This is a genomic window from Stieleria tagensis, from assembly GCF_024129865.1.
Taxonomy (GTDB): domain Bacteria; phylum Planctomycetota; class Planctomycetia; order Pirellulales; family Pirellulaceae; genus Stieleria; species Stieleria tagensis.
In genome coordinates this window covers 1-19,422 of the sequence record NZ_JAMYFE010000055.1, presented here as the reverse complement: position 1 = coordinate 19,422, position 19,422 = coordinate 1, and the positions used below count along the sequence as shown (strand labels likewise).

At 56.5% G+C, this 19,422-nt stretch carries 16 protein-coding genes, 1 tRNA gene and 1 pseudogene; 7 read left to right on the top strand and 11 right to left on the bottom strand.

Annotated features, from left to right (window positions below; translation table 11 throughout):
* The 3 genes and pseudogenes from NHH03_RS13915 to NHH03_RS13905 all read right to left on the bottom strand — a co-directional run.
* Window positions 1-378, bottom strand: a pseudogene (locus NHH03_RS13915) (hypothetical protein); the annotation flags it as partial.
* Between the two features lie 139 nt (window positions 379-517).
* Window positions 518-2,803, bottom strand: coding sequence for an outer membrane protein assembly factor BamB family protein (locus tag NHH03_RS13910; RefSeq protein WP_253157072.1), 2,286 nt, complete (start codon window positions 2,801-2,803; stop codon window positions 518-520).
* A gap of 121 nt (window positions 2,804-2,924) precedes the next feature.
* Entirely contained in the window at window positions 2,925-3,278 is a 354-nt protein-coding gene (locus NHH03_RS13905) for a cupin domain-containing protein (RefSeq protein WP_253157070.1), read from the bottom strand.
* Window positions 3,279-5,099: 1,821 nt separating this feature from the next.
* Between NHH03_RS13905 and NHH03_RS13900 the strand changes: the two genes are divergently transcribed.
* A complete protein-coding gene (locus NHH03_RS13900) occupies window positions 5,100-6,194 on the top strand; it encodes an Mrp/NBP35 family ATP-binding protein (RefSeq protein WP_253157068.1) in 1,095 nt (364 codons plus the stop codon).
* Window positions 6,195-6,298: 104 nt separating this feature from the next.
* On the opposite strand, the gene NHH03_RS13895 is transcribed toward NHH03_RS13900, so the two are convergent.
* The 3 genes from NHH03_RS13895 to NHH03_RS27960 form a co-directional block, all read right to left on the bottom strand.
* Entirely contained in the window at window positions 6,299-6,541 is a 243-nt protein-coding gene (locus tag NHH03_RS13895) for a hypothetical protein (protein WP_253157066.1), read from the bottom strand.
* A 596-nt stretch (window positions 6,542-7,137) separates the two neighbouring features.
* Window positions 7,138-7,923, bottom strand: a complete 786-nt coding sequence (locus NHH03_RS13890) for a site-2 protease family protein (protein ID WP_253157064.1) — start codon at window positions 7,921-7,923, stop codon at window positions 7,138-7,140.
* 34 nt (window positions 7,924-7,957) lie between these two features.
* Window positions 7,958-8,083, bottom strand: coding sequence for a hypothetical protein (locus NHH03_RS27960; protein ID WP_261364274.1), 126 nt, complete (start codon window positions 8,081-8,083; stop codon window positions 7,958-7,960).
* Window positions 8,084-8,238: 155 nt separating this feature from the next.
* Between NHH03_RS27960 and NHH03_RS13885 the strand changes: the two genes are divergently transcribed.
* Entirely contained in the window at window positions 8,239-10,770 is a 2,532-nt protein-coding gene (locus NHH03_RS13885; protein ID WP_253157062.1) for a DUF1588 domain-containing protein, read from the top strand.
* An 8-nt stretch (window positions 10,771-10,778) separates the two neighbouring features.
* On the top strand, window positions 10,779-12,074 hold the full coding sequence (locus NHH03_RS13880) for a DUF1552 domain-containing protein (RefSeq protein ID WP_253157060.1): 1,296 nt from the start codon (window positions 10,779-10,781) through the stop codon (window positions 12,072-12,074).
* A gap of 171 nt (window positions 12,075-12,245) precedes the next feature.
* On the opposite strand, the gene NHH03_RS13875 is transcribed toward NHH03_RS13880, so the two are convergent.
* From NHH03_RS13875 to NHH03_RS13860, 4 genes are all read right to left on the bottom strand, one after another.
* Window positions 12,246-12,686, bottom strand: coding sequence for an ATP-binding protein (locus tag NHH03_RS13875; protein WP_253157058.1), 441 nt, complete (start codon window positions 12,684-12,686; stop codon window positions 12,246-12,248).
* 76 nt (window positions 12,687-12,762) lie between these two features.
* Window positions 12,763-13,158: an STAS domain-containing protein gene (locus NHH03_RS13870; protein WP_253157056.1), complete on the bottom strand. Its 396-nt coding sequence runs from the start codon at window positions 13,156-13,158 to the stop codon at window positions 12,763-12,765.
* 191 nt (window positions 13,159-13,349) lie between these two features.
* Window positions 13,350-13,646: a hypothetical protein gene (locus tag NHH03_RS13865; protein WP_253157054.1), complete on the bottom strand. Its 297-nt coding sequence runs from the start codon at window positions 13,644-13,646 to the stop codon at window positions 13,350-13,352.
* A gap of 278 nt (window positions 13,647-13,924) precedes the next feature.
* The gene (locus tag NHH03_RS13860; RefSeq protein WP_253157053.1) at window positions 13,925-14,218 is read right to left on the bottom strand and encodes a hypothetical protein; all 294 of its coding nucleotides are present in this window, start codon (window positions 14,216-14,218) and stop codon (window positions 13,925-13,927) included.
* Between the two features lie 244 nt (window positions 14,219-14,462).
* Here NHH03_RS13860 and NHH03_RS13855 point away from each other — a divergent pair.
* Window positions 14,463-14,536 (top strand) — tRNA-Val (locus tag NHH03_RS13855).
* A gap of 390 nt (window positions 14,537-14,926) precedes the next feature.
* Here NHH03_RS13855 and NHH03_RS13850 read toward each other — a convergent pair.
* Window positions 14,927-15,607 (bottom strand): carbonic anhydrase, encoded by a 681-nt coding sequence (locus NHH03_RS13850; protein ID WP_253157051.1) that lies wholly within the window; start codon window positions 15,605-15,607, stop codon window positions 14,927-14,929.
* 620 nt (window positions 15,608-16,227) lie between these two features.
* On the opposite strand from NHH03_RS13850, the gene NHH03_RS13845 reads away from it, so the two are divergent.
* From NHH03_RS13845 to NHH03_RS13835, 3 genes are read left to right on the top strand one after another with little or no spacing between them, the layout of a single operon-like run.
* Entirely contained in the window at window positions 16,228-17,166 is a 939-nt protein-coding gene (locus NHH03_RS13845) for a DUF1559 domain-containing protein (protein WP_253157049.1), read from the top strand.
* A gap of 9 nt (window positions 17,167-17,175) precedes the next feature.
* Complete coding sequence (locus NHH03_RS13840; RefSeq protein ID WP_253157047.1) at window positions 17,176-17,670, top strand: hypothetical protein; 495 nt, start codon at window positions 17,176-17,178, stop codon at window positions 17,668-17,670.
* A gap of 59 nt (window positions 17,671-17,729) precedes the next feature.
* Window positions 17,730-18,956, top strand: coding sequence for a PepSY-associated TM helix domain-containing protein (locus tag NHH03_RS13835; protein ID WP_253157045.1), 1,227 nt, complete (start codon window positions 17,730-17,732; stop codon window positions 18,954-18,956).
* Window positions 18,957-19,422 lie beyond the last annotated feature (466 nt).

Sequence of the window (19,422 nt, the reverse complement as noted above, 5' to 3'; positions counted from 1 at the left end):
GGGTTTGGCGGTGTCACTGGGCTTGGCGGTGTCGACGGGCTTGGCCGCCATTTTGGCCACCGGAGCGGCTGCCGCTTTGGTCTCGACTGGTTTTGCCTCGACGACTTTGGCAATCGGTACTTCCGTGACGGGCGTTTCGACGGCGGCGGTGACGTTGTTGCTGGTGACCGTGACGTTGCTGCCTGCTGCCGTCGTATTGGCGGACCACTCGACCGCGGTGGCCGAACCGGTTGCATTACTGAGCGTGGCATTGCTCGACTGGGCGGCACGGGGAACGGCGGTGGGTGGTTTGCAACCGCTGAGCGCTGCCGTTGCCAGTGAGCCTAGCAGGGAAGCCGCCACAATCATCGAGAATGCCGAGAGTTCTTGTTTTCGCATTGCGATGTGGTCAATCGACCTTGAATGTAGGGTAGGAACGTTATTTCGGGGTGGGGGGCAGGCAATCGCTCACTCGCTCTAGAAATAAAGCGACAAACAGGGCGATCACCCGCTGTGGGATCAAATCAGGCCAGGGATTCTATTCATCACTGTTCGGGACGACTTCGATATTGTCCAGGTACAGTTCTGCGACCTTGGCATTGCCGTACAGCCCGGGGCTGCTGTTCAAATTGGGCGCTTCGTCACGAGCGGTGATCGTCCATTCCTTGGGTTCTTCCTCGTCCCGCGGCCAAACTTTGCCACGCAAGACGGCGACGGTTGCCGGCGGCTCGCTTTCCAAGTCGACACGGAATTTCATCCGGTACCACTTGTCCTCTTGCCAGGGGAATTCGACCGTTTTGGCCATCCGCAATTGGGCCGACCAGGTGCGAATTTGCAGTTGCTGGCTATTGGGGAAATCTTGACTTTGCCCCATCAAGTCGAGCACATATCCGTGTGCGGTCAACCCGATGTCAGGCAACTGGTCCAGGGTCCGCTTGCCGCGAACGTCAGCGGTGATCGTGTATTCCTTCAGATCGCTGGGCCCCATCCACAATCGGCTGCGGGCACCTTTAGGGATCGTCGTGATCTTGGTCAGCACGGGTGATCCGTCGATGTCTCGGATCACGTGACGATAGCGGGCACCGACCCAGGAGAGTGGTGGATCGCTAAGTTTGTCGAAGGTGAACTTCCAGGGCAACGCGGGCACGATGCGGGCCCGGGCGATCCCGGTGGCGCCGGCGACTGTTGCGGTGACGGTCACGCCGGAATGGGCGACATCCGCATCGGCGGTCAACGTATTACCGTCAACGGATGCCCCGCTGGTGACTTCAAAACTAACGTCAGCGGGGGTTTCCAATTGCTGGCCGATGGCGTTGAACACGTTGACGGTGTAATCGATCGACTGGCCTGGCTGGAGCAAGGCTTCGCAGGGCACGATTTGCACCTGTGCAATCTTGCTGTCTTCGCTGACGGCCGTTTCGGTGCCCAGCGAATCGGCCATCACGACGGGGGTTTGTTTTCCGGCATCGGTACCGACGCAGTACAGCGTGTTGGTGCTGGGGAAATACAGTCGGCCGTCGGCGACGATCGGGGAACCGGCGAAACCGGTGTCGCGGATCCGGCCTTTATTGAGAACTTCGAATCCGTCCTCGGTCGGTTCGACAATCGCCCAACGACCATTTTCCGTCGTGACGTAAATTTTCCCGTCGGCGTACAACAGCGCCGAACGCTGGCGACTGCCGACAAACCCCTTGCGTTCAACAATTGCCTCGCCGGTCTCGCTGTCAAACACCCACATCTTGCAACGATCGTCCACCAGATACAGTTTGCCATCGACGTACACCGGTTCACTGTATCCGGCCACCACTTCAAATTGCTTCCACAATTCGGTGGCTTTGGTTTGGTCACCGGTGCCAGAGATCCGCAGGCCGGCCACGCCGCCCATCACATTGAACGCACCGCCGGCGTTTTCTTCGCTATGGCTACAGAAAACTTGGTCACCGACGACCAATGGTGTTGCGAAAATTCCGCGACGCGAGAGTTCGTAATGCCACAGTGGTTTGCCGGTACGCGGTTGGAATCCCCAAACGGATCCATCCCCGGCACCCATGATCAACTGACGTTGACCATCAATCGTCGCCAGGCTGGGTGCAGAATAGGTCGTGTCATACGGCAGATCGCGTGTACCGCTAAACCAAACGAACTCGCCCGTTAACTTGTTCATCGCCAACAGGCGGTGGTTCGGTTTGGCGTATTCACCCCAGTTGATGATGATCCCGCTGATGATCACCAAATCTTCGTGGATGATTGGGAAATTGGTTCGCCCACCATACGTGCTGAGCATGCCGAACTGCTCGTGCAGCGGGACCTTCCACAACGTCTCGCCCGTTTTGCCGTCGATGCACTGGAAGATGTCACAGGCACCGAGTGCGTAGACGTTTCCAGTTTCCGGGTCGCCAACGACGCTGGACCAACCGATCCGCTCGGTGGGTACATCCGACAACCAGACGTTGTAATCATTCTCCCAAATCGTTTCGCCGGTTTTGGCGTCCAAGCAAACCACGCGTTCGCCTTCACGCGATGTCCCCGGCAAATGACGCTGAATCGTGTACAACCGCCCGTCCATCACAACCGGGGTGCAGGGACCGCCAAGATCGTCACGCTTCCACAACAGGTTGCTCCCTTCACCACCATCCGGATCCCAATTATCGGGAAGCCCGCTGGCCTGGGCGGTGCCATTCATTTCTGGCCCGCGCCAATAAGGCCAGTCCGCTGCTTGTGCAGCCACTTGCGACAGTGAAGTCAGCACAATGGTCGACACAACGGCCAAACTGAATAGCGCCGCAAACGGACGTCGATGGGGATTCGGAGTCGGAAGCGTCATGGGGTGGGATGGATTTTTGGGGAAGGGGTATTTGAAGCTGTTATTCTGATCTGACAACCATCATAGCGACAGAGGTTGCCTAGAAACCATGTTAGCGGGCGACCATGGCCCGAACGGGTGGTTAGTCGAAGTGTTCATCGGCCGGATCAAATTCGGGCTGACAAACGATCAAAACTTGCATTTGGCCGACGGCACGGTGGCGGGTGCCCGGCGGGATCAGCACGGACGTCTTGGGACGCAGCGGGTGCAGAACACCGTCGAGCTCGATTGCGGCGTCCTGATCGCATTCCAGAACGACGTAAACCTCGGTGTGCGTCTTGTGGTAGTGGGTTTTGGCACTGCGATCGATCTGGGTCAGATGAACAGTGCCCGGGAATGCCGGGTGGTCGGCAAACGCCCGGCGGGCGATGCCACAGGGACAGCGCACACCGGGTAGAGCGGTCAAATCAACAACACGGGGACCGGTTTCAGACATCAGCGGCGGAACTCGCAAACAGACTTACAAACAAAGCGGGTGGATACCCTTGAAAGCCGACGCTTCGAAAGTGGTGGTTTTCCGTCACCGCGGCCTGGATCTGGGTAGTTTATACCGATCGGGCCAACTGTTCTACGCGGACAACCCAACGATCGCGAGCAAGCCGGAAACGCGGGCCTGTTTCCCCAGCCAGTAAAGCTTCGCAAGGTAGCTAAAATGACACGGAACAGTGATCCTGGGCAAGTACAGATCCGATACGTCTAGTGATCCAGGCTGCTGACCACTTGCCACCACGCAACGGCCGGCAGCGGGATCGACCCAGTATTTTTCGACGCACAGGACGCGTCGAAAGGACTTGAAGAGAGTTTCGAGTGTGATTTCGAATGGTCGATTAATCGACGTGCCATTGCTCCACCGCAACGGCCGTCATCGAGCAGAGCGAAGTCGATGGAATGTGTGCCCCACACCACAGTCCATCTGTGCTCGACGGGTGTTTTCAGGTGCGACCGCAGGCAACTTCGCCCCGCGACCGCACCTGGAATGACTAGTCGAAAGAACACGAAAAAAGCTTTTCAAATCGACCCGCGTAACAAATTAGGGAGACGTGGTTCCGATGATCCGGACACTAATGACTTTTGCTCTTGTGATTGGTACGACTGCTTGTTGCCAAACCCAAGGGATGGACTTGCTCCAAAAATTGATGAAGGGCTGCAACGGCTCTTCCTGCTGCGATTCTGGTTGTGCTGCTGCCCCTTGTGGCTGCGAAGCGGAACCGGCGTGCGGCTGCGAAGCCCCGGCTTGTGGCGGCTGTGCCGCTGCACCTGCTGACTGCGGCTGCTCAGAACCTGCCTGTGGCTGCGAAGCCCCCGCGTTTGGTTGTGCTTCTGGCCTGTTAGGCTGTGGCGAACCAGCATGCGGTTGCGAAGCACCTGCATGTGGCGGCTGTGCTGCTGAACCAGCATGCGGCTGCGAAACACCTTCGTGTGGCTGTGGCAAGAAAGGCGGCCTGTTGGCCGGTCTGTTCAACCACCGCAAGAAAAGCTGCTTCGAACCCGCATGTGGCTGTGAATCAGCTGCTTCTTGCGGATGCGGATCGGCTCCCGCTTGTGGCTGCGAAGTTGCCGCTCCTTGCGGATGCGACAACGGTTGCGACTCGGGTTGCGACAGCGGCTGCAGCACCAAGAAGTGCGGCGGACTGCTGAAAAAGCTGTTCGGCAACCTGCACAAGAAAAGCTCTTGCTGTGATGGCGGCTGCGACAGTGGTTGTGCTTCCGGATGTGGATGTGGAGCTGCGGTTCCTTACTCCGCACCGACCGCAGCTCCCGCTGCTGAAGCTGCTCCCATGCCGCCCGCTCCGATCGTTGATCCGAGTGCCAGCATCTCACAAAAGCGTCGCGTCATTCAAGCCAGTGCCCGCTACGTCCGCTGATAAAGCGATGCGTAGCAGCCGGGTGACTCACCCGGGTGCTGGTCTTCAGACGTGATCCGCGAAAGCGGCTCGGCAGTTCGCTGTCGAGCCGCTTTTTTTCGTTTTACAACGACTCGAACCCAGCCCCCCCGGGAGTTTGGTTTTGAAGCCGTGCCTGTTTGCGCGAGGGAGCATGCCTTCTTCCAAACCCGACGCATCACGGGCAACTTCAACGGCGCTGGTGTGGAGGATTTATCCGACTCGGGCGAGGGTTTTCTGCGAGAGTTCATGCCGGTCGGATAAATCCTCCACACCAACTTGCGACCGGCCCACCACGCTACTCGAATGTTGCCAATCGCCTTAGACTGCATGGCGCTCTTGATTCCTCACCCCGCCTTGCGCGAACCACTGCCATGCCTGAACTCTCCGAATCCACCGTCCGCGACATCCTCGACAGCCACCGCGACCCCGAAACCGGGCGCCCGATGGGTTCGATGGGACAAATTGGCTCGGTCGAAGTCAGCGGCCAAACCATCAACGCAACGATCGGAATCTCATCCCACTCGCGCCCCATCCAAGCCGACGTGAAAGAGGCGCTCGAGTCCAAATTGGTCGCTGCCTTTCCAGGCGTCACTGTCAATTTGACATTTCAACTGCACGCCCGTCCGGCCACACGTGTCGGCCAAACCGCGCTGCGCGCCAAAAGCGTGATTGCTGTCGGTAGCGGCAAAGGCGGTGTCGGTAAAAGCACCGTCGCCGCATCAATCGCACTCACCCTCCGCCAGTTCGGCTGCAAAGTCGGACTGATGGATGCCGATGTCTACGGCCCCAGCATTCCACACTTGTTGGGGCTCTCCGGACGCCCCGGGTTTAGCGAATCCAAACGCATCGACCCGATCATGCTGAAAGACGACAGCGACCTGCCGCCGATGCCGGTGATGTCGATGGGATTCCTGGTCGATCCGAACGAGGCTGTGATTTGGCGAGGACCGATGTTGCACGGTTCGATCAATCAGTTCCTGGGCATGACCGAATGGGGTGAACTGGATTACCTGATCATCGACATGCCACCGGGCACCGGCGATGTCGCCTTGACACTTTCACAAGCGATCCCGCTGGCGGGAAGTGTGGTCGTCTGCACGCCGCAGGAAGTGGCGTTGTTGGACGCGGTGAAAGCGATTGCGATGTTCCGCAAGGTCAACATTCCAATCTTGGGAATGGTCGAAAACATGAGCGGCTTCCTGTGCCCGGACTGTGGCAAGACCTACGACATCTTTGGCCAAGGCGGAGCCCGCGAAAAAGCCGACGAGATGGACGTTTCGTTCCTGGGCGGTTTACCGATCGACATCAAATTGCGAGTTGCCGGCGACGAAGGTCGGCTGCCGCAAGTGATTGCAAGCGATGATGTGGCACGCGGCCCGCTGGAGAAAATCACGCAGGCCATGGTTCGCACGCTGGCGTCGCGAAACGCGGCCGCACCACCCAAACCGACGCTGCCGACACTCTAAACGATGCCATCGGCGCATGAAAAAACCGCCCAGAATCGATCTTCGAGGCGGTTTGATGAATGGATGGGGCCGATCGAGTGAAACGATCGGCAAAACGAAGGAGTCTAGCGACGCTTCTTAGCAGCCTTCTTCTTGGTCACCTTTTTCTTGGTGGCCTTTTTCTTGGTTGCTTTCTTTTTTGCAGCCTTTTTCTTGGTTGCTTTCTTCTTGGTCGCTTTCTTTTTGACGGCCTTCTTCTTGGTAGCCTTCTTCTTGGTCGCTTTCTTCTTAGCGGCCTTCTTGGTTACCTTTTTCTTGGTCGCTTTTTTCTTAGCAGCCTTCTTCTTGGTCGCTTTCTTCTTTGCCACGATCTTCCTCCGCGGAATTGGACGACGATGGCGAGTCATTGTGACTTGCGCGGGAACGTTCCCCGACAAGCCACCGGCCACGGCTCACCATTCGTCAGCAAGTGTCATGCAACATCGAAGTCAGTCATCCAACTGAACAGTCAACATTGCGTGACGTAAACTTGCGGTATTTGTACGCGCCGCGACAAATTCCGCAACACGTTTTTATAAAATTTGTGCTTGCACGAAAGCGCGTTTTTGTTACGGACGATGTCCGATGTGGCATCCGTGGACGCTCGCGCAACGCCCATCACGCACATACACTTGATGCAACCAGTGATCAATCTGTCATCGAACATCATCACGCATCGCGATTCAATGACGTTGACGCAAACATTGATACAGCAATGCGTTGTGCGTTTTGCAACACGATCGATGTTGCATACCGATGCTGGCGACATTCAGGTTTCAGCGCTGTTGCAATCGATCGCGCGAACATGCTTGGACCGCTGCTCAACCGCGTTGATTGAAACAGCGCGATCGATCAAAACATGCAAGCAAAAGTTTTTGCAAAAAAATGAGATGTTTCCCTTGTCCGCTTGTTTGACGCTTTGGATTTAATGCCAACTGTTGTTCATCGGAGCCAACATCTGGTAACTGCTGAAGGCAAACATGCCAAAGAAGATCGCCATCATCGGTTGCCCATGAGTGAACGCGTAGAACGCCAGCGCTGCGCTACAGAACACACTGATCCAAAGCGAGTGTGCGATCGTTCCCCCATTCATCACGACTAAACTGCGCGCGATACGGCCGCCATCAAGTGGCCAAACAGGAACTAAGTTCAACAGCGCCCAAACCACACTCGGGAAGACGTAAAAAGACACCAGCGCAAGCAGACCGTGGCTATCTATGGCCTTGCCTTCGGTGACCCATGGAATTCGATTCAAGTTGGCCGGCATCCACTCGAAAATGGCAACTTGGTAGCCAGAAAAACGCACCGCCAAGATCAACACCAATGCCGACAACAACTGCAACGCCGGCCCCGCAAACGCGATCACCAACTGTTCCTTTTCACCGATGCGCGTGATCGATCGACCAGGCGTGTAGGTGCTGGTCGGGATCGCCAGCCCGCCAAAGTGATACAGCACAATCGATGATTGGATTCCATAGAGTCGAAACGCCAGCGCATGACCGATTTCATGGATCAAAATTGAAACCAACAGACACATTGTCCAGGCAATCAGCAGTGGACCGATACCCAGGTTCTGGTTCGCGAACGCTTGGCACAAACTATGCCCGAACACCACCGCGCCCAGCCAAAACGTCCAGGCGACTCGAATGGGGAACCCCAGCAGCGTGAATCGTAGGTCGTATTCGGTTTCAGGAGGCTCTGCTAACAGCATCTCAGACGCCTTTGCGGACAGCGGTCAGGAACGATCAGTGAAGGATCAAATTCGAAAAATCCAACGGAACTTTGCCCAGAATACCGCCTAAATAGAGAGTGGCGTAGCCAGGAATCAGCCACACACCGTATTCCAGCTCCACAGGAAACGATAAATCCATCCAGAATCGGTGATCAACCCGCTATAATCAAACGACGGTAACCAACAAATGGCACTGCTGAATGACATCAGCCGAAGTGCCAGCTTGCCGCCCTCCCGCAGCCGAAGTGCCAGCTTGCCGCCCTCCCGCCCCGCCCTCCTTCGCCAACACAGCCAATGAAGCCTGACTTCATTCATCATTCACTCGGCCGCGCCCACTCTCGTCAAACTTTGGCTCAGAAGACCCTGGCTGAGAAGACTTGGCGGGTTGTCGTGGCGCTGCTGACCGGCCTGTCATTTGCGACCGCTTCGGCGGACGTTGTGGCTGCCAATCCGGATGCAACTTCACCCGCCGCCGGCAATCGCGTTCCAACGGCGAAAGCAGCCGACAAAGGATTGATGCCGTTCCTGCGCGAGAACTGCATCGATTGCCACGATGGCACTGACGGCGAAGGTGGGTTCGATCTGAATTCACTGCGACATGCTGCTCAACACGGATTGACCAATGCCAACGACATGCACCGTTGGGTCAGAGTGTTCGATCGAATCAGTTCAGGTGAAATGCCACCGGAAGAATACGGTGAACTCGATGGCAAACCCAAAGCCGCGTTTTTAAAAGCCGCATCTCAGTGGATGGATCAAAGTCAGTCGGCTGAGTTCGAGAGGTTGGGGCGAGTTCGTTCACGTCGGCTGACAAACGACCAATTGCAATCGACATTGTGCGACCTGCTGTCAATCGACGTGCCCTTGGCGCGGTTGATGCCCGAAGAACCACGCACCGATGGCTTTCGCAACATCGCCGATTCCCAATCGATGTCGCACTACCATCTGGAAGATCACTTGCGCGTGATCGACACGGCACTGGACATCGCACTGGATCGCGCGAAAGAACAATCCAACGACAGGGTTCTTTCGATGCCCGCCACACGGATCGCTAACAAACGCAAAGGCCAACGCAACCGTGACCCGGAACTGCGCCAGGGTGCCGCCGTCATCTGGTCCAGCGACATGGCGTTCTATGGCCGCATCTCGCACAGCCGACTCGACCAAGCCGGTTGGTACCGGATCACATTGGATGCTTCTTCGATCAAAGCCCCCAAAGATAAAAATCTGTGGTGCTCGATTCGCAGTGGCGAATGTTCCTCACGATCACCGTTGATGCATTGGATCGGCAGTTTCGAAGCGACCTCCACCCCAGACACCTATGTCTTTGATGCCTGGATCGAAGCCGGTCACATGTTGGAGATCCGACCGGCTGACAACACGATCAAGAAAGCGAAGTTCAAAGGCGGGCAAGTCGGTGTCGGTGAAGCCGAACCGCAAGACGTGCCTGGCGTTGCGATGCACCAGTTGACGATCCAGCGGATCTATCCCGGTGGCAAACCCCAAGACGTTCGCGATTCGCTGTTCGGTGAGTTGAAGGTTCACTGGGACACCAAAGTCAAGCGATTCTTGCTCGACAGCAAGTCGCCCGGCGACGACCTGAGCGCTCAACTGAAAACGTTTGCCACCGCTGCCTTTCGTCGCTCGGTCACAACCGAGATGTTGGCGCCCTACCAACAGATGATCGATGACGGACTGCAACAGCAAGCGGACCCGATCGAAACGTTGATCCAAACCTATCGCGCGGTGCTCTGTTCACCACGGTTTGTCTACTTCACCGAATCCCCGGGACGACTGGACGATGATGCCGTCGCGAACCGCTTGAGTTACCTGCTGACCGGTCGCGCTCCGGATCAAACACTGCGCGACCTGGCCACGGCAGGCAAACTGTCAGACCCGCAGGTGATCGTTGCCCAAACCCGTCGCTTACTCCAAGGCGAAAACCTACAACGCTTCGTCCATGATTTTGCAGATCAATGGCTGGACCTAGCCGACATCAGCTTCACCGAACCCGATCGGCGGATGTACCGAGAGTTTGATCTGGTCGTGCAGAATGCGATGCTAGGCGAAACCTACCGCTACTTGGAAACCGCGCTGCAAGAAAACCTGCCGGCGCGAGTGCTGGTCGATTCCGATTTCACCTGGCTGAACGATCGCTTGGCACGGTACTACGAAATCGATTGCGATATCGAACCGAATCAGTGGCAGCGCGTGTCGCTGGCCGATCATCCGTTTCGCGGCGGCTTGATGACTCACGGTTCGATTTTGAAAGTCACCGCCAACGGTAGCAACACCTCGCCGGTCGTTCGCGGCGTCTGGGTTTGTGATCGGTTGCTGGGTTTCCCAATTCCTGATCCACCGGAGAACATTCCCGCGATCGAGCCCGATGTGCGTGGCGCGACAACCGTTCGACAGATGCTGGAAAAACACCGCTCGCAAACCGAGTGCGCGGCCTGTCACGCCAAGATTGATCCGCCAGGGTTTGCGCTCGAACATTTCGATGCCGCCGGCCGCTGGCGCGATCACTACATCACCCGCAAAAACAAATCGTTAAAGCCGGGGCCCAAAGTCGACTCGGCGTATGAACTGGCCGACGGTCGCCCCTTCGATTCGTTTTACGAGTTCCGTGATTTGGCCGCAACACTTGACGACCAAGTGGCTCGAAATTTTGCCGCCAAAGTCTTGACCTATGGCACGGGGCGCGACACCAGTTTTTCCGATCGCAAAGCGCTCGACAACATCGTTGCCCAAACACGTGCAGAACACTTCCCGCTTCGCTCCTTGATCGAAGCCGTCGTCACCAGCCAACCGTTCCTAAACAAATAAGTCCCACCATGTCAGCTTCCCCCTCTAAACCTGGACGTTTCCACAGCACACGCACGCGACTGGCGCGCCGAACCGTGCTGCGCGGCAGCGGTGTTGCCATGGCACTGCCCTGGCTGAGTGCGATGCACCAGGCGCGCGGATCCGATTCCAAACCCGACCCCCAGCGATTCGTCTCGATCTCCATCGGGCTGGGTTTATTAGGTGAGAACTTGGTTCCCCAACAAGCCGGGACGGACTACACCCCCTCGCGCTACTTGGCTCCATTGGCTGACCTACGCGACAAATTCACCGTCGTCTCCGGCAGCAGTCACCCCGACGTGTCCAACGGTCACCGCGCCGAAGCAAGCATCTTGACCGCCACACCGATCGGTAACAGCGGCAGCGCCAAAAACACGATCTCGGTGGACCAGTTGTTGGCAAAACACTTGGGCGACACAACGCGTTACCCGTCATTGGTGCTTAGCACCAGCGGCACGCAAAGCCCTTCGTACACCGACACCGGCGCCATGATTGCCGCGGAAAGCTCGCCGGCAAAGTTGTTTGCAAAACTGTTTATCAACGAAACGCCCAAGGAACGGTTGCGTCAAGCCGATCGAATCCGCAGCGGGCGTAGCATCATGGACGTGGTCAACGAAGACGCCAAACGCTTGCAACGTGATTTAGGCAGCGGTGACCGCGACCGACTGGATTCCTATTTCAGCAGCGTTCGTGAATTGGAAAAACGGATGGCGGCTAACGAGCGCTGGGCGAAACTTCCCAAGCCGGTTGTCGACGCCAAACCACCCACACCACCCGACGGCAATGACTTGGTCGGATGCCAAGCAATGATGCTAAGCGTGATGAAGTTGGCACTGCAGACTGATTCGACACGCTTCATCACGTTGAACCTGCCGGGGGCCAACAGTAAAGTGCCGATCGAAGGCGTCAATGAAGGCTATCACACGCTCAGCCACCACGGTCGCGATGCGGAAAAGATGGCGCAGTTGGCTTTGATCGAAGAAAACATCATCGCTTCCTATGGCGATTTCCTACGCGAACTCAATGGCGTCCAAGAAACCGGCGGCTCACTGCTCGACCACACCTCGGTACTGGTGACCAGTAACTTGGGCAACGCGTCCAGCCATGACAACCGCAACCTGCCGGTCCTGCTGGGCGGTGGCGGCTTTCGACACGGCCAACACTTGGCGTTTGACCGCGACAACAACTACCCACTAGCCAATCTATTCGTCTCGGTGCTGCAACAGTCCGGATTGCCCGTCGGCGAATTCTCCAGCGGCAAATCCACCATGACCGGCCTCCAGTAGCCCAAGTGCAACCCGGCACATTCCCAGTAGGCCAGGTGCAACCTGGCGCATTTCCATTAGGGCAAATGCAACCTGGCGCATTCCCAGTAACCCAGGTGCAACTTCGGAAACTCCGCTTTGACGGTAACCACCCCGACTCGTTGGCCCTACCCCACCGTCCTGCACCGCGACTTAATCTTCGACCGGGGGGTTATCGCCTTTGATCTTCACCATCGTGATCTGGTTGCCACGATCGTTGTACGACACTTCGTTCATGATCTCGCTGATCAACAGCACGCCGCGGCCACCGGGGGCTTCCAGCAAGTCGTCTTGGCGTGGATCCGGAACATCCTTGGGGTCAAACCCCTCGCCCTGATCGGTGATTTGGATGGTGGCCCGTTGGTCATCACAGGACATTTCCACCATCACGGTCTTGTCGGGATCGCACCGATTGCCGTGACGGATCGCATTCACGATGGCTTCTTCGTATGCCAGCTGCGTGCGGAACAGGTCCGTGGGTGGCCATTCACGCAACATCATCGCATCCAGCAATTCGCTCACCAGCGAACTGCCAATCGATGTGTCACTCGGGATCTCTCGTCGAAACGTCCAGACGGCGTCGGCTGATGTCATGCCAATGACCAGTTACCTCGAGGACAAGAAGTGTAGGGTTCCAGTCTAACGCAACCCACCGCGGCGGCGTCACGCATCAGCCAGAAACCGCAGATGCCAATGAATTTGGCTTGAGAGAGTCGTCATTTCTAGCGGCTTCCTCCTCGAATTCGAACATTCGTTCCAAACGAGTGATTCGAAAGACGTCGCGGACCGCTTGGTTCAATGAACGCAGCCGCATCGAAATCCCTGATCCACGCGCCCGCGTCTGCAGCTGAATCAACTCGTTCAGCCCGACACTGCTAATCCAAGTGACCTGTTCTAGATCGATGACAACATCGGTCAACATGTCCGGCCGCGGTTGATCCATCGCCTCGACCACTCGAGCGGACAGTTGAACGGCCAACTTCCGCCGGTTGAGAGCGTCAAGAGAGGGAGAGATCACCAGTTCTGATTCCAGAAAACGGATCTCAAAGATCGGAGCCTTGACCATGGGGGCTTGGGAGCCTCATCTAAAGGGCACTTGTTTTGACCCAGCGAACGATCAACGGTCCATGCAGGCAACCCATTGATTCGACAGAACGCTCGGTTTCAAGGTTGATACCGCCCAAACTCCATTTTTCTTGCTCAACCGGGTGTTAGCTTAACAACTTTGACAGCGATTCGCAAACTTCCGCCCGGCACTCATCCCGGACGGTGTTTGGGGATCGAAAAGGCATGGAACGTGATCACGCAGCCGACCGCGATCATTGACAGACCCACCCATCTTGGTGGCGTGACCTTTTTGCGGGGGATCGGTGTGACCGGTTCAAAAATCGTTCCCAGCGTCGTGGAATTGTCGACCAACGGGGTCTTGGTCACCTTGGCGACCATGCGAGTCGTTTTCTCGTTGAGCACGAACGATTCGACGCGTCGAAATTGTAGCCCCAGCAAGATCAACAGAATCCCGCTTAGGAAATAACGATTGCGATAGAGAGCCATAGAGTCGAACCCGTGGAAAATCACCGTAGGGGGGAGGAGCAAGCAACCGCCGAATGTGCATCGGCGGACCAGACCCCACCAATGCCGTCGGCAATCGTCCCGTCGGGCTGCGGCGGCAAAAAATTTCGCCCAGCGACAGGAATGAGGTCCAATAGGATGAATCGGCTGCCGACCACCGACCGCTTCATCGGCAAACCGCATCCGCCGTTGACCAAGCCCAGATGGGGCGTCGCAGCCGTTTCAAACGGGAATTTTGCAACCGAGTTGCCGTCGCAACCTCAGTCATTACTGAACAGATTGTCCACCAACCCACGCATCGAATCGCCAAAACCACTGTAAGCAGAATCTTCCAGTAAATCCGCCTGATTGCTCTGCATGATCGCAGCCGCCAACGACTTGTGTTGCTTCCAGTCGTTCAATTCGAACTGACGGATGTCCGTGTAGACCCCCGACAGGTTGTTCTTCAACTTGGGGACCAGCACCACGCCATTGTTGCCATGCACGATGTGGTAGTGCATGACCACAAACAACAGCAACGCACCGCAGCACATTCCGGCAAAGAATCGAGACATGTTCGCGATGGGGGGTGGAAAGAAAAAACGCCTGAACCATCCAAATTTGTAGTCCTCTGGCGGCAACCGGGCAAGTCTTTGTTTCTTTACAAACCTGCCACCGGACCATCTTGACGATTCCGCCGGATCGTTTCAGACTACGCATTCAGATCTTTGAGCGATCTCGCTGAAGTCTCAGCGGCGCAAGACCGATCTGATCCGTTACCGCAAGAGGACTTCGACCCAGGTCCTCTTCAGCCGCTTCGGGCGATTAGCTCAGTTGGTTAGAGCGCCACGTTGACATCGTGGAGGTCACAGATTCGAGTTCTGTATCGCCCACTTGAAAAAAGCCCGCGAAAGCGGGCTTTTTTATTGCCCCGAAAGCACTCATTGCGATCCTTCAAACGACAGATGCACAGTTCGGGGTTTGTGGGGACGACGGGCTTGTGGGGACAGAGCACCTCCACAGCGCTTTGCGAGGTTGAATCGCTAGCGACCACGTCGATACTACCGCGCTTGTTGCGTGCAATCTCCCCACGGCAGGCCAACCATCGACATGCCCTGTCCCCGGATTCACGGATTCACTTCAACTTGAGACGATGCCACTCGGCGTCTTTGGTCCAACGTATTGTCCTGGCTCGTCTTGATCGTACTTGTACTCGTACTCAGCATTGCGGTACTCGTACTCGACTCCCACAGAACGCCGCATTCGGGCCATACCTCATTTTGCTATGCTTCGAAAAAATCGACCTTGCCGGTCGCCAGCCGATAGATCGCGGGGACTACTATCACTCCGCTTTCGTCAGAAATCTTTGACGACAGAGAATTCAGTTCGGACACGGAGTTCAGCGCGTTGGATTTGACCGCCGCGTTGAGCGTGCTGTCTTTTTTCTTCTTGCTGGTCGACTTGTTGTTGAATTCCATAACACTCTTCGGCGATAGCTTGCTGACGGCTGGGGTCAGGTAGCTCAGCAAGCCGTTGATATGCCGACCGAGGTTCGCTGGCTTCGTAGCGGCTGCGTTTTCTATTGCTGCCTTGACCGCACCACATCCCTCATGGCCAAGCACCACGACTAGATTCGCACCAATCTTGCCGATGGATTTTATCGCAGCATACTCGATGCTGGCGATAGATTCCGGATTGGCAATGTTGCCAGCGACACGAATGGTAAAAATCTCGCCTAGCCCACAGTCGAAAACGAATTCCGGAGGAACACGACTGTCAGCACAACAAAGAACGACGGCCCATGGCAGTTGCCCGTCGACCAGTTGCTCTCGACGCTTAACATTGCGAAGCGTGGTATCGAGCACGGGATCATTGAAGTTCTCTTTGACAAAACGCTCATTACCCTCTCTCAAATCCGCGAGGGCGCGAGTTGCTGACTTCTGCGAAAGTTTCTTTGTAGCCATGAAGTTGCTCCAGAAAGGTTCAAATCACATCACCTAAATGCGACATCAAGTCGTGCGATGATACTGCACGCTGGAAACCATTGTTGGCGCGTGACGCATTCAAAATAGTCAGAGCCAGGCGCGTTTGATGCTCCTTTGACTGACGAGCTTTTCACTTTCTCCAATACGAATTTGATTTTGTCAGGTGAGTTTACCGCCCCAACAATGCTGACGCAGAATCCTCCCCTCGTCACGCTGTTGCTGTTTCGTCGCTCGCCCGCACGGCAAGACGGCAAAGCTTTCCGTCTTGCCGTGCGAGCAACGGCATCGTCGGCAACTCGGGTTCGGGTTTTGACACCGCGTCAAGCCAAGCTGATTGATGTTCACCAGTGGTGAAAATGGCAGCCTAAACCGGAGCCGGGTGGTTTGAGAGGGCGCGACTTGACACCAATGCTCCGGCTGCTAAACTCCCCGGCCTATTGAGTTTGATTCTCAATATCTTCGCATAGCAAGCCAGCCGTCGCAGCATGCGGCCCCAGCCAGCCAAGAGCGAATCGGTGCCCCCCCCCACGTGCGGGCACGTTCAACACGCATCCGCTATGCCCGCAAAGGGCTTTCCGCTGACTGGGAGTAAGACACACATGAGTTTGACTGGTTCCTCCACCTGGGGATCGCCCCGCCGCCGAGCTGCGTTCACACTGATTGAACTGCTCGTCGTGATCGCCATTATTGGCATCCTGGTCGGATTGCTTCTGCCCGCCGTTCAATCCGCCCGCGAGGCCGCTCGACGAATGTCGTGCAGCAACAATTTGAAGCAGATTGCACTGGCGATGCACAACTATGAGTCCGCCCACAAAAGCCTGCCGCCGGCTTGGGTCGATTGGGACGGGCTCTACGCGTCGCCGATTCACGTGGCCCACGCCAATGTTGCTGTGCTTCCGTATCTGGAAGGCGGCAGCGCGGAAAGCCAATATGACTACAACGTCCGCTGGGATGACCTGGACAATGCCGACATGGCGACCAACATGCCCACAGCCTATCAGTGCCCGTCCAGCCCCGAAGCGGGCCAGAGTGAACCTGGGAATCAATTCCAAACCTCCGACTACGGCCACATCCGTAGCGACACCGGTTGGATCACTGACTCAACCCCGAATCGTTCCATGTTTGAACAGAACGAAATCCGCAAGTTCCGCGATGTCACCGACGGCCTGACGAATACGATCTTGCAATATGAAACGGCTGGTCGCGCCGCGCTTTACGTTCAGGGGCGCACGGCAGTCGCACCGTCTTGGTGGGGCTCGGAGTATCGCGCATGGGCCGGTCACTTCAATTCCGGCTGGCTCTACCCTTATCAGGTCGACCTGGACCCCAGCACCGCTGAGCCGAACGTCACTTGGTTCGTTGGCACGGAGATCATCAACGTCAGCAACTTGTACGGAGCTCCCTATTCCTTTCATACCGGAGGCATTCAAGTCAGCCTGGCCGATGGCTCCGTGCGTTTCATGACGGAGAACATCGACATGGACTTGCTCAGTGCGTTGACTTCCATCGATGGTCACGAAGTGGTCGGCGAGTTTTAGGGAATCACGATGAAATACACATTGATACTTGGCTCCCTATTGGCTTCGTGTTTGCTAACCGGTTGCGGCAACGATTGGCACGCCGAGACGTATCCTGCGACCGGAAAAATCACGGTCAACGGCGCAGCGGCAAGCGGCGCGGTCGTCACCTTGCACGCGGTCAATCGCAAAGTCGACGTCCGCAATTCGCGGCCCTACGGCATCGCGGACGAACAGGGCAACTTTAGCCTGAAGACGTACGAAGCCGATGACGGCGCGCCAGTGGGTGAGTATGACGTCACAGTCACTTGGCCCGTCGACGTGACCAAAATGGATTTGGCGATGATTGATCAACTCGACGGAAAATTCGACCGCCCCACTGAATCGCAGTGGAAGGTCAATATCACGGAAGGTGACAATGCCATTGCCAGCATCGACATCACGGGCGTGACGTTGAAACAGAAGCGACAGGGATCACGCTCGCGCAGTCTTCCCCGTGGTCCCGAGCAGGGCAGCGAAAAATGACTGACCACCGTTCAAGCGTCAAATCATCCGTCGACAGGAAAGCTGGAACGAGCTTTCGGTTGCGTAAGATTTGGCTGGTGATCCATCGGTGGCTTGGTTTAACCGTCGGTCTGGTTTTTGTACTGATCGGTTTGACGGGCAGTCTACTGGTATTCGATCATGCGATCGATGAATGGTTGAATCCAGAATTGTTGCTCACCCAGGGCAGCGGGCAACCACGCTCGGTCGCCCAGGTCATTGATGCCGCTGAATCTGCCTACAACGACTCCGCAAAACCCGCCGTCGCGGTCAGTCGTCCCCGGGTGGAAAATGGCGTTTGGACGGTGTGGTTCAGTCGCCGCGGAAATGCGGGACGCGAGTTTGTGGGTGTACATGTCGATCCGTATTCCGGTGTCGTAACGGGGCAACGAGTCTGGGGCCAGGATTTAATGTCATGGATCTATCGACTGCACTATCAATTGGTCGCCGGACGGATCGGCTCGATTTTGGTGGGCTCGATCGGCGTGATCGTGCTCGTCTCGATTGCAACCGGCATCGTTTTGTGGTGGCCACTTTGGAAGCACAGCTGGCGCGCCGCCTTTGCGGTTCGGCGCGGCCGCCGTTTTAATTACGACCTTCACAAGACGATCGGCATTGTGAGCGCAGCGCTGCTGACGGTTGTCACCTTCACCGGCGTATACATGGAGTTTCCTGGTGTCTTCACGGCCGCTGCCAAAACGTTCGCAGCCGTGACCGAACCCGACTCGGAGATGACGTCTAAGAATCAAGCATCCAAACAACCCTTGTCGCCGGATCAAGCAATCGAGATTGCGAAGCGGACGTTTCCAGGGGCGACCTTTGACCACCTGCATCCACCATCAGGCGACGACGGGACTTATGAAGTTGCGTTCCGTCAATCGAATGAAGTCCAGCAGAGTTTCGGGCGATCGCAAGTCTTTTTGGACCAATACACCGGCGAGGTACTCGACGTGCGAAGTCCAGCGAAATTCACCGCAGCGGACGCCTTTTTCGCCTGGCAATTTCCGTTGCACAACGGAGAAGCGTTTGGCTTAGCCGGTCGTTGGGTCATCTTGGTTCTCGGTCTTAGCCCCGCGATTCTTTATTTCAGCGGCGCGATGGTCTGGTGGCGAAAGCGGCGTCCCAAACGCCTTGCCAACCGACAGGGCGTTGACGCATCCAAGATCACTTCCTCCGCCAACACGCCTGCGGCAAAAACAAAGCATCAGATTGCCGACCTGGAACCAGTGCTTGCTCAGGAAAGCAGAACAAACGCTCTAGCGGAATAAGATCCGCCGGCGGTGCCCAAAGGAGCTTTGTGGGGACGAGCAATCTCCCCACGGCACGCCAAACATCGACATGTTCTGTCCCCGGATTCACCCCGGGTGATCGACGCAACGCCAGATTCTGCATCCGATATCAGCCACAGATGAACACTGATCTACACAGATGGCGGGAGCAATTCATCCGTGTGCATCCGTGTCTATCTGTGGCAACCTCTGCTTGCTCTATACGATGAACGGCGGCGATGACCGAGTCGCGACGGAAACCTAAAAGGGGCTGGGGGTTTTATTTCGTCCGCCGTGCCTTTGTGCCTCTGTGAGAGACTCCGAAACCACGATCTCACGGAGGCACCAAGGCACGGAGAATCAATGTGGATTTAAGTAAAGCAATCCATGACGGACCGCCGGTCTGGATCGAAGACCAACCCACGGTTCGGATGCTTCGTTGGTGTGGAGGATTTATCCGACCAAG